The organism is Micromonospora sp. BS32, from assembly GCF_059089345.1.
In genome coordinates, this window is record NZ_JBSSHR010000003.1 from 442,892 (window position 1) to 457,326 (window position 14,435).

Sequence of the window (14,435 nt, forward strand, 5' to 3'; positions counted from 1 at the left end):
GCCCTCCGGGACGCGGGACAGCCGTGTGCGGCACGGCGGCACGGCCGCGCCACGGCCGAGCGGCTCATGCTTGACAGCGTCCGCGTGGTCGCTCAGTCGGCACTGGCACGGAATGGTTCGAGTCAACAGGTAGGGCCGGCAAATGGTCGGCCGTCGAGCTCATACGGCAACGGGCAACAACCGACCCGCCCCAAGTGCTGGCGTCCCAAACGCACAGGCTGTCAAGCTATGCGATGTTGCTACGCTTCGCTCACCATGCATCCAGCATCCGTCAGGCAGGCCGGATACATCGCAGCCGAGCCGTCCACGGTCAGCAGCCTCCGGCGCCGGAATCGAGCGACGGTCCTCAAGCACATCATCCTGGTCCGCGAGACGACCCGCGCCACGATCGCCCAGGACAGCGGATTGTCCTCGGCATCCGTCATCAACATCGTGTCCGACCTCATCGCCGACGGACTCGTCGAGGAATCCGGGTCCATGGCCTCCCGCGGCGGAAGGCCCATCGCCCTGCTGAGACCGCGAGCCGACAGCGCCATAACCATAGGCGCCGACATCGGCGAGCGGGGCGTCGCAGTCGAGATGTTCGACCTCGCGATGAACCGCATCGACCGCGAGTTCCGCGGCAGCAGCGAACGCGAACCTTCCGACCGGATCGCCGCAGACCTCAACGATGCCCTCACCGCGCTACGCGAGCGCAACTCCGACCGCTGGACGAACCTGCTCGGCATCGGGCTCGGCCTACCCGGAGCCGTGGAGACTGACCCCGACGGCCGACAGACCCTATACGCCCAGAGCCTGGGCTGGGACCCGGTGGACATCACCAACCTGTGCACCGCCACCGAGCCCGTCCTCGCCGAGAACGGTGCGAAGATGCAGGCCCGAGCCGAGCTCTGGTACGGGGCGGCCCGCGGCTGCAACTTCGCTCTCGTCGCCCTGCTGGGCCGAGGCGTCGGCCTCGGCGTCATCTCCGAAGGCAGATTGGCCCGCGGATCGCGTTCCAGCGCGGGCGAATGGGGCCACATGGTCATCGAACGCAACGGCCGGCGATGCCCCTGCGGCAACATCGGCTGCGTGGAGGCGTACGTCGGCTCCGACGCCATACTGGCCGAGTGGAAGCGACGCGGCGGTGAGTTCGACGGCACCGGCTGGCGAGCAATAGGGGCGTTGATCGACGCCGCGTCGAGCGGCGACACCACCGCATCCGCGGTTCTGGACGAGGCGATCGACTGTCTCGGCGCAGGCCTAGGCGGGCTGGTGAACCTGCACAACCCCGAAAAGATCGTCATCGGCGGCTGGGTCGGGCTACGGCTCATGGAATCTGTTGCGGCACGGTTACGCGACTCCATCAGCCGACACTGTCTGGCCCGTCCCGGTGAACAGTTCGAGCTGACGATCACTGAACTGGGTGGCGACTCCGTTGCTGTCGGCTCCGCTCTGCTGCCGATCGAGGATCTGATCGCCATTGACGGATGACCCGCACCGCGAGGGATGCAACCCCTACTGCGACCGTAGGTCCCGAGATGGTGGGGACGCGGCTGGCGGGTGGGCTGCCCGGTCAGGCGCGGCGGCCGGCCAGCGTGGCCGCCGCAGTCTCCTTGACCTCGGCGGACCTGCGCCCACGGATGATCAGCACGACGGTCAGGACGAGCGCCAGGGCCAGCATCGCCGTGCCGACGGTCAGCGCGACGCCCACGCGGTGCGCCAGCAGCTCGCGGGCGCCGAGGTTGCCGGCCTTGACGACATCGTGGCGGCTTCCATGGTCTCCTTGATCGGGGTGTTCGGGTCGAAGCGGTGGATCTCGAAAAGCAGGCACCCTCAATCTGCCGGCTCGATCGTCACTCGGAATCCGTCTGACTGGCGCGCGATCTCGCGGCCACCGTCGAAGCTTCCGACCCGCACGATGCCGTTCCAGTAATCGACGTCGCCGTAATAGAGATCGACCCCGCTCTTCCCGGCGCATCGCGTTCTTGCTCGGCGTTGCCGATGCGGGCCGTCCCGCGCTACCTCCCGTCTCCGTCACGCGTGATCGCCCATGGAATGGGTAGACGCGCCCCGCCGCACAGAGGGGCCACAGCGGCGGCGCGCCGGCCAGCCACCGGCAGCCAGAGACGCCTCCCGGGGGGAAACATGGCGGACACGCCACAACCGCGGGGCGGACCGTTTGCTGCCGGCGACGTCATCGAACTGCGGGTGCACGGGGTCTCGGGCGCCAGCGCCGGGCAAGTACTGGACCGTCCGAACACACACCAGGTCGCCGGTGACCGCAGCGGCGGCTTCCACCGACCCCGGCCGGGATACCCCGACACCAAAGGGGCGGGCGGGGTGGTCCTGGAGGCATACCGCTGGAGCGACCTGCCCTCGGGAACTGCGGTACGCACGTTGTCGCTGGTGTTCCTGCTGCCGTTCATGCTCTGCAACGTGGCGATCTGGATGCGTCCGGCCAGCCACGGCATGGCGGGCACGGCGGTGGTGAAGGCGCTCTGCCGGTTGTTGGCGCTCACGCTGACCGCGCTGTACGTGCTCTCCATCGCCGGGGTGGCGCTGGACCAGGTCGCCTGGAAGTGCATGACCTTGCCGAGCTGCCTGTCCGGGCGGAGCTGGCTGTCGTGGCTCGGGGGGCGGCCGACGGGCCTGCGGCTGGCGGTACTCGCGCTCGTCCCGGCCGCCGCCGTCGGCCTGGTCTGGCGGCTCGGCGCCGGAAAGCCATGGAACCGCCAGACGTTCCGGGGGCCCACCACCATCTCCGGTACGCACCAACTCAGCGCCGTGGGGCAGTGGGACGTCGCACCACCTGTCGAGCGGCTGCGCGCGATCCACGTCGCCGCCGCGTTCGCCACACTGGACCTCAGCCTGCTCGCCGCCCGGGCCGGCGGTGGCGCCTCCGCCAGCACCGTCGCTCTGGCGGTCGCGACCGGCGCGGTGCTGACCGCCTGCGTCGCGCTGGTCTGCGCCCACCCGATGATCGACCAGCCGGAGCGGGCCCGGGGGGTCGACCGGGCGACCCGCGGGCTGCGAGCGGTGGCGGGGGCGCTCACCACGCTGGTGCTCGTCGTGGTGGCAGCGGATCCGACGCCTTGGCCCTCCGGGGACGGCCTGCCCGGGTACGCCGTGATAGTTGCGTGGCTGTTCTTCGCGCAGACTGTCCTGCTGGTCGTGCTCTGGGCGGTGGTGTTGCGCCAGCGCGGCGGTATGCGCAGCAGTGCGCCGCTGCGCGGACTCGGGGCGCCGGTCCTCGCCGCGGTCGCCAGCGGGGTGGCGGCGGCGTTCTCCGCCGAGCTGGTCTACCGGGTGGGAGACCTGCTGGACCGCGGCGCGCCGACGGTGCACCGATCGCCCACCGGTCCACCGCTGGCGTACAAGTGGGCGATCTTCGCTTTTTTCCTCGCGGTGCTGGCTGCACTGGTCTTTGCCGCCGTGGTCAGCCTGGTGTCCAGGCCCGGCCGGCGCCGCGCCGCCGCGGCCACGGTGGCCCGGGACTTCCCGGACGCGCCGCCCGAGGCCGCTCCCCGGCTGCGGCAGGTCGAGAAGACGATCGCTCGGGCCCGCTTCACCGAGCGGCTGGAACTGCTCGCCGTGGTGTACGCCCTGCTCGCCGGGCTCGGCCTGGCCACCAGCACCGTGGGGCTGCTGGGGCTGTATCCGGCGGACGTCATCGAGCGGTGGACCGGGGTGCCCGCCGCACTGATCAATTTCGGTACCGCGGTGGGCAGCTACGTCATCGCGGCGCTCATCCTCGCGCTCGTGATCGCCGGCATCCTCGCGTACCGCACGGCCGAGTTCCGCCGCTACGTCGGCGTGCTGTGGGACCTGGGCACCTTCTGGCCGCGAATCGCCCACCCCTTCGCTCCCCCCTGCTACGCCGAACGCGCCGTGCCGGAGCTGACCCGACGCATCTGTTACCTGACCTCCCGCGGCGACTCGGTGCTGCTCACCGGGCACAGCCACGGCTCGGTACTGCTCGCCGCGACGGTGCTGCAGCTGCCACCCGGCGTTGGGGACCGCGTAGCGCTGCTGACGTACGGCTCACCGCTCCGCCGCCTCTACGCTCGACTCTTCCCGGCCTACGTCGACGACCAGGTGCTGCACGAGGTGGGCGAGCGGGTCGACTGGCGCTGGCTGAACCTCTGGCGCGACACCGACCCCATCGGCAGCTGGATCTTCTCCCCCCACCGCTCCGGCCAGCCACCGACCGTCGCCGGACCGGCCGGTTCAGTCGACCGGCGACTGCGCGACCCGTGGGACATCGTCGTCCCGCCGAGCGACACCGTCGCGCCTCCCATCGTCGGACATTGGCCAGGCGAGTCCGACCCACGCTTCGGCGACGCCGTCCGAGAGCTCGCCGAGCGGCTGCGCGGCAGAAGCCCACCCCGTTGACCGCCCGGTCGGCCCGGCTGACTTTGCTCGCGCGGCTGGCCCACGGCCGACCTCAATCGTCACCGTTGCGGCGACCGCTGGAAACCACCCTCTCCGCGAAACGCGGAATCCGTACGCTAGAGAAGCCATGTCTACCTAGGCGTCCGGGCAAAGCCATCTGGCTCGATCTGTGGCCAGTTGTCGGGGGTCGCCGGTGGGTAGGAGGTTGAACGGGTTGATCCGCGTGCCGACCCCGGCCGGTACGCTCCGCTACCTCTTGTCTACGGCAGCGGCGGGGTCGCTGCCAATCGCGGGCTTCGGCGCTGTTCCGCTGTCGTTGATTTCGGGCGTGCTCGTATGGTCGCGAATATCGGAGCACCATCCGAGCACCACGCGATCCACAAATGCCTCCGGGGTCGACCCGTTGTTTGGACAGGAGTCGCGTAGCTGAGGCGCTGTTGGCAGGCAACTGCTCTCGCGTGATCCGGGTCAGCGTAGGGTTACCGTTCAATCATCTGCATCTGGGCCTCGGTGTGGTGGCCGCCCTCGGCCGGGGTGAGGCGGTCCAGGATCGCGATCTGCTCGGCGGTCAGTTCGACGGCATCGGCGGCAGTGTTCTCCTCCACCCGGCTGACGCGCTTGGTGCCGGGGATGGGCACGACGTCGTCGCCCTTGGTGAGCAGCCACGCCAGGGCCACCTGCGCCGGTGTGGCGCCCACCTGGTTGGCGACCGTTTGCACCTCGTCGGCGATGCGCAGGTTGCGCTGGAAGTTCTCGCCGGTGAATCGCGGGTTGTTCTTGCGGAAGTCGTCGTCGTCGAGGCGCTCGACGTCCTCTGGGGTGCGCAGCGTGCCGGTGAGGAAGCCGTGGCCCAATGGGGAGTAGGCGACCAGTCCGATGCCCAGTTCGCGCAGCGCCGGCAGCACCTGCTCCTGGTCCCGGGTCCACAGGGAGTACTCCGATTGCAGCGCGGTGACCGGGTGGACCGCGTGTGCGCGGCGGATCGTGTCGATCCACGCCTCGGAGAGGCCGACGTAACGGACCTTGCCCTGCTCCACCATCCTGGCCAGCGCGCCCATGGTGTCCTCGATCGGAGTCTGCGGATCGACCCGGTGCTGGTAGTACAGGTCGATGTGGTCGGTTCCCAGCCGGCGCAGCGAGCCCTCGACCGCGATGCGGATGTTGTCCGGGCTGCTGTCACGCGTCCACGGTCCCCGGCCGTCGTGCGCGACCAGCCCGAACTTGGTCGCCAGGACCACCTGGTCGCGTCGCCCCTTGATCGCCCTGCCGACCAGTTCCTCGTTGACGAACGGGCCGTAGATCTCCGCGGTGTCGATGAGCGTGACACCCAGGTCGAGCGCCCGGTGGATGGTGCGGATCGATTCGGCGTCGTCGGTGCCGGCGCCGGTGTAGCCGTGCGACATTCCCATCGCACCCAGGCCGATCCGGGCGACCTCGAGGTCGCCGAGCTTGGCGGTACGCATGTTGGTCCCTTCGTGTCGTTCGTCGAGCGAGCCCCCGCTGTTCTGCGGCGAGGGCGAGAGCGGGGGTGCGGTGTTGATCAGGCTTCGGGGATCGGCCGGCCGAAGGTCTCGAGGGTGATGTCGGCCGGCTCTGGGCCGCCGCGCCGGCCGGTGTCGAGGCCGTCGATGGCGGCAAGTTCCTCGTCGGTGAGTTGGAAGTCGAAGACGTCGAAGTTCTCCGCGATGCGCTGCGGGTTCGTCGACTTCGGGATGGCCGAGCGGCCCTGCTGCAGGTGCCAGCGCAGCATCACCTGCGCGGGCGTCTTGCCGTGCGCCTTGGCGATCTCGCCGATCACCGGGTCCTGCAGGGTGCTGGTGTGGTTGCCGTCCCGGTAGAAGGTGATGCCGCCGATCGGCGACCAGGCCTGGGTGAGGATGCCGTGCGCGGCGCCGAATGCCTGCACTTCGCGCTGGGTGAAGTACGGGTGCACCTCGATCTGGTTCACGGCGGGCACGACCGTCGCCTTGTCCAGCAGCGTGGTGAGGTGGTCGACCATGAAGTTGCTGACCCCGATGGCGCGGACCTTGCCGTCAGCGAGCAACGTCTCCAGGGCGCGGTATGCCCCCAGGGTCTTGTCGAACTGTGACGGCAGGGCCTGGTGCAGGATGAGCAGGTCAATCTGATCGACGCTGAGCTTGCGGGCGCTCTTGTCGAAGCCGTGCAGGGTCTGGTCGTAGCCGTAGTCGCTGATCCAGATCTTGGTCTCCAGGAAGACGTCGGCCCGATCGAGGCCGGAGTTGCGGACGGCCTCGCCGACTCCCCGTTCGTTGCCGTAGGCCGCCGCGGTGTCGATGTGCCGGTAGCCGGTTGACAGCGCCGCCTCAACCGCGGCGCGGGTCTCCTCGGGTGGAGTCTGGAAGACACCGAACCCGAGCGCGGGCATCTCGACGCCGTTGTTCAACGTCAGTTCCGGGATAGTCATGGGACGGGTTCCTTTCAGCTTCTGGGTAGCAGGCGGATGGTGACCGCGCTCGCGTTGGGTCCGACGACGGACCCGACGATGGCGAGCTCCTGCGCTCGACCGATCGTCGTCAGCTCGTCCCTCGTCGAGGACGCCGTGGATTCGTGGGCCACAGTCTTTCGTTCTCCCTTGAGCGCGGAATCATGTCGGCCGGGAGGGTTAATGGCAGGGCCCCCCACCGCAGGTTTGACACCGGCGAATCGCTACTGACCGGCACTGATGCGAACGAGGGACTTGGTGGCGCGGCGCTCGATCATGGCGGTGTAGGCGTCGGCGATGCCGTCGAGATCGGTTTCGTAGTCGAAGACGAGGCCGGGGTTGATGCGGCCGGTGAGCACGTCGTCGAGCAGTTCGGGGATGTAGCGGCGGGCGGGAGCGACACCGCCGCGCAGGCCGACGTTGCGGAAGATGACGGTGTCGATCGGCACGACGGAGTCGTGGGGCACGCCGATCCCGCCGACGATGGAGCCAACGCGGGCGATGCTGAACGCGGTGGCCATGGACTGGCCGGTGCCGACGCATTCCAGGGCGGCGTCGACGCCGAGGCCGCCGGTCATGTCCATGATCAGCTTCGTGGCGTCGTCGCCGCGTTCGGTGACGATGTCTGTCGCGCCGAACTCGCGTGCGAGGGCTCGCCGGGTGGGGTTGCGGCTCAGCGCGATGATCCGGTCGGCGCCGAGCCGCTTGGCGGCGATGACCGCGCACAGGCCGACGGCGCCGTCGCCGACGACGGCGACCGTGTCGCCGGGCTCGATACCGGCGCTGACCGCGGCGTGGTGGCCGGTGCACATGACGTCGGACAGGGCGAGCAGGGACTTGAGGGTGGTGTCGGTGTGGCCGCCGCCGGGGACCTTGACCAGGGTGGCGTCGGCGTACGGGACCCGGACGAACTCGCCTTGGCCGCCGTCGATGCCGTGGTTGCCGAAGGAACCGCCGTGCAGGCAGTTGCCGGTCCACCCGGCGGCGCAGTTGGCGCAGGTGCCGTCGCAGAAGGTGAAGGGCGCGACGACCAGATCCCCGGGCCGCAGGGAGGTGACGTCGGCGCCGACCTGCTCGACGACGCCGATGAACTCGTGGCCGATCGGGCCGGGCGCGTGCGGGTTGACGCCGCGGTAGTACCACAGGTCGGAGCCGCAGACGCAGCCCAGCGTGACGCGCACCACCGCGTCAGTGGGCGTTTCGAGGCGTGGGTCGGGGCGCTCGCCGACGGTGATGTCGCCGGGGCCTCCGAAGAGCGTGGCGCGCATAGCGGTCGTTCCTTCCAGTGACGGAATCAGTGACGAGGGCCGCGCAGCGCCAGGCTGGCGGTGGCGGTAAGCAGCAGCAGGATGGCGGTGGCGGTGAGGCTGAGGTACAGGCCGTGCAGGAACGTGGCTTGCGAGGCGACGACGGCGCCGTAGACGGCGACGCCGAACGAGCCGCCCAGCTGACGGAAGGTGTTGAACACGCCGCTGGCCGTGCCGGCCCGGTGGTGCGGGACGCTGTCGAGGATCAGCGCCGTGATGGGCGGGACGGTGAACGAGCCGCCGACGCCGACCGGCACCATGGCCGCCGCGACCAACAGGACCGGGGCGTCGGCGGGCAGCAGTACCAGCCCGGCCAGACCGGCTGCCATCACCAGCTGGCCGCCGATGATCGGCGCCGCGGGGCCGAGGCGGACGGCGGTGCGGGCAGCGAGCGGGTTGAGGATCGCGACCAGGGCGGTCATCGGCAGGAACAGCAGGCCGGTGACGAACGGCGACGCACCGCGCAACTGCTGGAAGTACAGCGACTGGAGAAAGACCACGCCGTAGAAGCCGACCATGCCGAGGAAGCTCACGATCAGGGCGACGCTGACCGTGCGGGAACGGAACAGGTCCAGGGGCACCATGGGATGCCGGCCGTGGGCCTGCGCCGCCAGGAACACCACGGCGGCGACGACGGCGACCGCGAACGCTGCGAGGATCCGGCGGTTGCCGTAGCCCAGGTTTCCGCCCTCGATGACCGCATAGGTCAGCCCGGCCAGCGCGACCACGGCGGCGACCTGCCCGGTCCAGTCGAACGGAGCGTCGTGCCGCGGCGAGTCGGCGGCGCCGCGCAGCACCAGCACGGCGACGACGCCGACCGGCACGTTGAGGAAGAAGATCAGCCGCCAGTCCAGCTGTGTCAGCGCGCCGCCGAGCACCGGCCCGGCCGCGGCCGCGATCGACCCGCCCATCGCCCAGTAGGCGATCGCCCGCGCCCGGGCGACGCTGTCGTGGTAGGCGGCCCGGATCAGCGCCAGCGACGTCGGCGTGACCAGCGCCGCGCCGACGCCCTGCACCACCCGCGCCGCGATCAGCCAGCCCAGGCTCGGCGCCAGCCCGCACACCACCGAGGCCGTCACGAACACCAGCATGCCGACCCCGTACGCGCGGCGGGCCCCGATCCGGTCGGAACAGGTACCGGCGAACAGCAGCAGCGCGGAGAACATCAGCGTGTAACCGGTGACCACCCACTGCAGCCCGGCCAGGCTGCCGCCGAGATCCCAGCTGATGTCGGGCAGCGCGACGTTGACGACCTGCGTGTCGAGGGTGACGACCGCGAAGCCGAGCATCGCCACCACCAGCGACGCCCGTGACCGCACGACCGGTGAGGCCGCCGCCGGGGCGGTGAGCGCGGCGGGAGAGGAAAGGGACATGCCTCCAGGGAACCGTCAACCGCGACCGGGAGGGAGTCACCGCGTAAAGGGGTAATGGCAGGGACCCCCTTACCCCGTGCGGGCTGCCTAGCCTGGGGTTATGGGTACGGACAACCGCAACGAGGTCCGCGCGTTCCTCACCTCACGCCGGGCGAAGATCAGCCCCGAACAGGCCGGCATCCCCGCCTACGGCAGCCGGCGCGTCGCCGGACTGCGCCGCGGCGAGGTCGCCGCGCTCGCCGGGGTGAGCGTCGAGTACTACACCCGTCTGGAACGCGGCAACCTCACCGGCGTGTCCGACAGCGTCCTGGACGCCATCGCCCGCGCCCTGCAACTCGACGACACCGAGACCGCGCACCTGCACCACTTGGCCCGCGCCGCCGGCCCTCAGCCCGCCCGGACCCGCGCCCGCCGCGACAGCACGCCTGAAATCCGGCCCGCGATCCACCGCCTGCTGAACTCGATGACGGGCGTGCCCGCGTTCCTGCGCAACTACCGCTTCGACATCCTCGCCGCGAACCCGCTCGGCAAGGCTCTCTACGCGCCGCTGTTCTCCACCGGCGTGGCGCTGCCGGTGAACTCGATGCGCTTCACGTTCCTGGACCCGCACGCGCAGCTGTTCTATCCGGAATGGGCCAAGACGGCCCGCTCCGCCGTTGGCTCGTTGCACATCGCCGCGGCCCAGCACCCGCACGACAAGCAGCTGATGAACCTCATTGGTGAGCTGTCCATGCGCAGCGACGCCTTCCGTGCGTGGTGGGCAACCCGGGACGTCTTCGTACACCGGCACGGCACGAAACGCTTCCGCCACCCCGCCGTCGGTGACCTCGAACTCGCCTACGAGGGGCTCGAGCTGGCCGGCGACGAGACCCTGACCATCGTGACCTACTCCGCCGAGCCGGGCACCCCCTCTGGTGACGGCCTTGAGCTGCTCGCCACCTGGGCCGCGACGCAGGAGAGCGGCCCCGCCCACGTCGACCGGTGACGCTCCCGCGGATCAGCCGGCCAGCAGACCGATGCGGCGTAGCCAAGCCTCGACGGCCGGCTCAGCGTCGGCGACTTCCTCACCGCGCACGGCAAGGCCCTCCCCGAGCCTCGCGCCGCGGCACGAGGCGGCGTAGTCACGTTCGGTGGTTCCCAGGCCGCTCATCGCGTACGTCGTCAGCGGGTGGATCGTCTTGCCGGTGAAGTCGAAGCCCTCGGCGAACGTCGTCATGATCATGGGTGCTCGGACGTTCCAGATCGGGCTGCCCAAGATGACCGTGTCGTAGGGTGCGATCGAGGCCAGGGGATCCGCGATGGCCGGCCGGGCGTTCGCCTGCTGTTCCCGCACGTTACGCGCCACCGTCGGGTCGTAGTCGTCGGGGTAGGGATCGGCGGCCTCGATCCGGTGCACGTCGCAGCCGATCAGCCGCCTGATCATGCCGGCCACGACCTCGGTGTTGCCGACCGTGAGGCGCTTACGGCCACCGTTGAAGTAGTTCTCCCCGGCGCGCGAGAAGTAGACCAGCAGCACCCGGCTTCCGCCGGATGAGGACGGAACAGAGCCGCCCCGGGATTCGTTGCCGGCCGTCGAAGACCCTGCCGGGGAAGGCGTAGGGGAATCGGTGCAGGCGCTCAGCGCCGCCCCGGCCGCCGTACCGGCGGCGCCGAGCAGTACGCCCCGAAGTATCGCTCGGCGCGGGTGCCTGTTCATCGCTTCCATCAGTTCTCCCGGGTGAGAAGGACCGGGCGGGCGCTGAGGCCCGCCCCGGCCTGCAGGTCGCCGGCGCGGCGGAGCTTCCACGCCAGATGCTGGAAACCTCCAGCGAACCCAACCTGCGACGTCCCGCCAGCGCGGTCGTGGCACCGCCCCGCCGGACGCGGGCGTCGCGGTGCGCCGAGCTGCGGGTACCTGCTCACCCGAGGAGCAACCCGCCACCCCGGCCACCACAGGAACCGCCGCGAGACCGGCCGCGCCCGGCAAGAACCGGCGACGACTGTTGTGGGAAGACATTCAGCAGCACCTCGCTATCAGCGACATGGGCATGGCTGTCACCTCATGCAACCCGTACCGCCGACTACGAGGGAGCCTCTGCTGAAAGGGGTAATGCCAGGGACCCCCAGACCGGCTATGCCAATCGACGACACATCCGCCGTGCTCCGGTCATGCCTGCGCTGAGCCTGCCGGGTCACTGTCCCCGAGCGCGAGGAAGGATGACTGCCCCGGAATCATCACGACGATGACGCCGACGGCGTCACCCTCGCAGACTCGACGGGTGGCCGAGGACCTGAATCCTAAGGTCCCCGCCCGGCCCCAGCGGCGCCGCTACTCTGCGACCTACGAGCAGAAGGTCCTGGCCGAGTACGAGGTGCTGGGCCGGGCGGGGAAGGGCGCGCTGTTGCGCCGAAAGGCGGCCGGTTAATCGCATGTCCGACCCACGAGAAGCTCCCCGTAGTGCTGCCCATCCAGGCGATGACCCGCAGGGTAGTGATGGCCGGCACGCCACTACTGCCGGGGCCCGTGAGGTCTCGCCGCTCGAGCTGTTCTACGACCTCGTGTTCGTCTTCGCCGTTTCGCAGCTGTCCGAGCAGCTGCTGCACGACCTTACCTGGCAGGGTGCAGCCGAGACCCTCGTGCTGCTCTGCGCGGTGTTCACCGTGTGGCTACTAACCACGTTCGAGGCGACCTACTTCGACATCACCCGTCGCCACACCCAGGCCGCAGTGCTCACGGCGATGGCCCTTGGGCTGTTCATGAATGCCGCGATCGGGATCGCGTTCACGGCCGACGGCGGATGGGCGTTCGTCGTCCCGCTCGTCGGCACCCAGATCGCCCGCGGCATCGTCACCGCCACCACGGCACCGACGCCGCTGCTACGGCAGCACTATCGCCGGGCGCTCACCTGGTTGCTCGCCTCGGCCCCGTTCTGGATTGTCGGCGCGGCCATCGCGCCCGGAGCACGCCTGTGGTGGTGGGGCGCGGCCACCGCGATCGACGTCACCGGCGTATGGCTCGCTCACCCCTGGCCGCATCAACGCCTGCAGACCCACCACATCGCCTTCGACTACGCCCACATGGCCGAACGGCTCCGGCTCTTCCTGCTCATCGCACTCGGCGAGGTTGTCCTCACCTCCGCGACCGCCATCGCCGAGGCGCCAACCGAACCCGCCACCATACTCGCCGGCGTCGCCGCATTCGTGCTCGTCGCCGCCCTCTGGGCGTTCTACTTCGCGGGCAGCCCCGTCGTCGTCGACCGCCAGGAGACACCGACCACCGACCCGATCTGGACCGCACGGATGGGCGCCAACGGCCAGTACGTCGTCCTCGCCGGACTCGTCACCACCGCCGTCGGCTGCCAGACCGTCATCACGCACCCACACGGCGCGGGATCACTCACCCTCGGGCTCCTCCTCGGCGGCGGCCCCCTGCTGTACGTCGCCACCCAAACCTGGTACCTGCGGGTCACCACACGCACCCGCCTCACCACCAGATGGATCGCCTGCCTGATCCTCGCCGCCGCCATCCCCCTCGCCGCCGCCCTGCCCCCGCTGGCCACACTCGGCCTCGTCGCCGTGACCCTCGCAGCACTCAGCCTGATCGCACCACGACACCGGTACGTCCGTTGAGCGTCGTTTCCCGGCGGGTAGCCCGGCATCCGCGGCACCGTCCACATCACCGTGCGTCCATGCCTTACGGGGGCATCGCCTGCTCGAAGGTGCCGGCCTGGCCGACGGTGGCCGCCCTCAACCCCCAACGAAGCGGCCTCGCCGCCACAGCAAAAATCCCCGCCCAACGGGACGGGGATCACGCAAAACACGAGGAACAATCACGCTTGTGGAAATAACGTGTCCGAGGGGGGACTTGAACCCCACCGAACCAACCCTCTGAGCTGCACCGACCCTATCGGCCCTGCTCAGCATGTGTCTACTCGTACTCCATTGTGGCCGCTTGTAGCCCCTTGTTCCCGCTGATGTTCCCGCCGGGAACATTGTTGATCTTGCCAACGCGAGGGGGGCCGGCGCATCGCACCGCCCCTTAGCTATACGGTCACAGTGTCAGCGTCACCCCGTGCACCGTGTCAGCCCCATCGACCGGCACCTCTTCCCACATCCAGTGCCCGCCCGTCACAACGTACCTGCCGTTCTGGTGAGACGATCTCCCCGCTGGCGTCACCGAAGATTTCGACCTCAAGCACTTTTCCATCCAGCGCGACTTGGACCTGCACATCATTGACACCATCAAGCTGATCCAGCGCTACAACCCGACGCCACATTCTTTGCGTCCGCGTGGAGCTACTCCATCAACTCGCGCGGGCCGGGTGTCAGCTTTAGCCGGTCCAAGTCGTGCGCCCCAGTGCCCGCAAGGGCCTCGGCCCGGGTCCTGGCCGCCGGGTTCGAGATCGTCGAAGCGCAGCAGCTTCCCAGGGCTCGGCCGCGGTGCGCGCGGGCTGGGCGGCGAGCCGGGGCACGGCGTCGAGCAGGACCGCGTGTAGTCGTGCGCCGGGCTTGCCGCCCGAGGTCAACGCCGCAACGCAGGGATCCAGAAACAGAGGTCACGGCTTCGCTGGTCCCGCCGATCCGGAAGCTGGCATGGTCGAGTGGGACAAAGAACGCAATGTGCTCGGAGGGCGGAAAGGGCACCGAGGTCCGCGCCACAACCTGCCAGTGCGCTTGCTCTGGCAACTCAATGCTCGCCCATAGGGCACTCACAGAAATGGCCGCCACTCTTGCCTGACTGACCGAGCGAGAGGAGCGCCATCATGAACGAGTACGACCGGGCAACTCGGGACGAAACCCTTTCCGCTGGCCCCGTGAGCGCGACGTCAGGGCCGTCGGTTGCTGGAAGTTCAGGCGACGGCGGTGCTGCGCCGCCTTTCCCGCTGGCGTCTTCGCCAGACATGTCGGCCTCGGTAGGCACGGCCGAGCAGGCACACCGATCGGGGGTACGGCGATTGC

At 69.6% G+C, this 14,435-nt stretch carries 11 protein-coding genes; 5 read left to right on the plus strand and 6 right to left on the minus strand.

Features of this window, described 5'->3' with window-relative positions:
* The first annotated feature begins 255 nt into the window (after window positions 1-255).
* The gene (locus AC5RWQ_RS07455; RefSeq protein WP_494281993.1) at window positions 256-1,473 is read left to right on the plus strand and encodes an ROK family protein; all 1,218 of its coding nucleotides are present in this window, start codon (window positions 256-258) and stop codon (window positions 1,471-1,473) included.
* Window positions 1,474-1,555: 82 nt separating this feature from the next.
* Here the strand turns inward: AC5RWQ_RS07455 and AC5RWQ_RS07460 are convergent, their stop codons facing one another.
* A complete protein-coding gene (locus AC5RWQ_RS07460; RefSeq protein WP_494281994.1) occupies window positions 1,556-1,693 on the minus strand; it encodes a hypothetical protein in 138 nt (45 codons plus the stop codon).
* Window positions 1,694-2,322: 629 nt separating this feature from the next.
* On the opposite strand from AC5RWQ_RS07460, the gene AC5RWQ_RS07465 reads away from it, so the two are divergent.
* A complete protein-coding gene (locus tag AC5RWQ_RS07465; RefSeq protein WP_494281995.1) occupies window positions 2,323-4,374 on the plus strand; it encodes a hypothetical protein in 2,052 nt (683 codons plus the stop codon).
* A gap of 479 nt (window positions 4,375-4,853) precedes the next feature.
* Here the strand turns inward: AC5RWQ_RS07465 and AC5RWQ_RS07470 are convergent, their stop codons facing one another.
* From AC5RWQ_RS07470 to AC5RWQ_RS07485, 4 genes are all read right to left on the minus strand, one after another.
* A complete protein-coding gene (locus AC5RWQ_RS07470; RefSeq protein ID WP_494281996.1) occupies window positions 4,854-5,837 on the minus strand; it encodes an aldo/keto reductase in 984 nt (327 codons plus the stop codon).
* Between the two features lie 77 nt (window positions 5,838-5,914).
* Window positions 5,915-6,799, minus strand: coding sequence for an aldo/keto reductase (locus AC5RWQ_RS07475; protein WP_494281997.1), 885 nt, complete (start codon window positions 6,797-6,799; stop codon window positions 5,915-5,917).
* Between the two features lie 242 nt (window positions 6,800-7,041).
* Entirely contained in the window at window positions 7,042-8,085 is a 1,044-nt protein-coding gene (locus AC5RWQ_RS07480; RefSeq protein ID WP_494281998.1) for a zinc-dependent alcohol dehydrogenase family protein, read from the minus strand.
* A 26-nt stretch (window positions 8,086-8,111) separates the two neighbouring features.
* Window positions 8,112-9,497 (minus strand): MFS transporter, encoded by a 1,386-nt coding sequence (locus tag AC5RWQ_RS07485; protein WP_494281999.1) that lies wholly within the window; start codon window positions 9,495-9,497, stop codon window positions 8,112-8,114.
* Between the two features lie 100 nt (window positions 9,498-9,597).
* Here AC5RWQ_RS07485 and AC5RWQ_RS07490 point away from each other — a divergent pair, with 100 nt between their 5' ends.
* On the plus strand, window positions 9,598-10,482 hold the full coding sequence (locus tag AC5RWQ_RS07490) for a helix-turn-helix transcriptional regulator (RefSeq protein WP_494282000.1): 885 nt from the start codon (window positions 9,598-9,600) through the stop codon (window positions 10,480-10,482).
* 12 nt (window positions 10,483-10,494) lie between these two features.
* Here AC5RWQ_RS07490 and AC5RWQ_RS07495 read toward each other — a convergent pair whose 3' ends face one another.
* Window positions 10,495-11,013: a flavodoxin gene (locus AC5RWQ_RS07495; RefSeq protein ID WP_494282001.1), complete on the minus strand. Its 519-nt coding sequence runs from the start codon at window positions 11,011-11,013 to the stop codon at window positions 10,495-10,497.
* Window positions 11,014-11,719: 706 nt separating this feature from the next.
* Here AC5RWQ_RS07495 and AC5RWQ_RS07500 point away from each other — a divergent pair.
* Both AC5RWQ_RS07500 and AC5RWQ_RS07505 read left to right on the plus strand, forming a co-directional pair.
* Complete coding sequence (locus AC5RWQ_RS07500; protein ID WP_494282002.1) at window positions 11,720-11,902, plus strand: hypothetical protein; 183 nt, start codon at window positions 11,720-11,722, stop codon at window positions 11,900-11,902.
* 4 nt (window positions 11,903-11,906) lie between these two features.
* Window positions 11,907-13,106: a low temperature requirement protein A gene (locus AC5RWQ_RS07505; protein WP_494282003.1), complete on the plus strand. Its 1,200-nt coding sequence runs from the start codon at window positions 11,907-11,909 to the stop codon at window positions 13,104-13,106.
* Window positions 13,107-14,435: the final 1,329 nt, after the last annotated feature.

Excerpts from the sequence above, each read along its gene's own strand:
- AC5RWQ_RS07455 (WP_494281993.1), top strand. The coding sequence starts at position 256 with ATGCATCCAGCATCCGTCAGGCAGGCCGGATACATCGCAGCCGAGCCG.
- AC5RWQ_RS07470 (WP_494281996.1), bottom strand. The coding sequence starts at position 5,837 with ATGCGTACCGCCAAGCTCGGCGACCTCGAGGTCGCCCGGATCGGCCTG.
- AC5RWQ_RS07475 (WP_494281997.1), bottom strand. The coding sequence starts at position 6,799 with ATGACTATCCCGGAACTGACGTTGAACAACGGCGTCGAGATGCCCGCG.
- AC5RWQ_RS07480 (WP_494281998.1), bottom strand. The coding sequence starts at position 8,085 with ATGCGCGCCACGCTCTTCGGAGGCCCCGGCGACATCACCGTCGGCGAG.
- AC5RWQ_RS07485 (WP_494281999.1), bottom strand. The coding sequence starts at position 9,497 with ATGTCCCTTTCCTCTCCCGCCGCGCTCACCGCCCCGGCGGCGGCCTCA.
- AC5RWQ_RS07490 (WP_494282000.1), top strand. The coding sequence starts at position 9,598 with ATGGGTACGGACAACCGCAACGAGGTCCGCGCGTTCCTCACCTCACGC.
- AC5RWQ_RS07500 (WP_494282002.1), top strand. The coding sequence starts at position 11,720 with ATGACGCCGACGGCGTCACCCTCGCAGACTCGACGGGTGGCCGAGGAC.
- AC5RWQ_RS07505 (WP_494282003.1), top strand. The coding sequence starts at position 11,907 with ATGTCCGACCCACGAGAAGCTCCCCGTAGTGCTGCCCATCCAGGCGAT.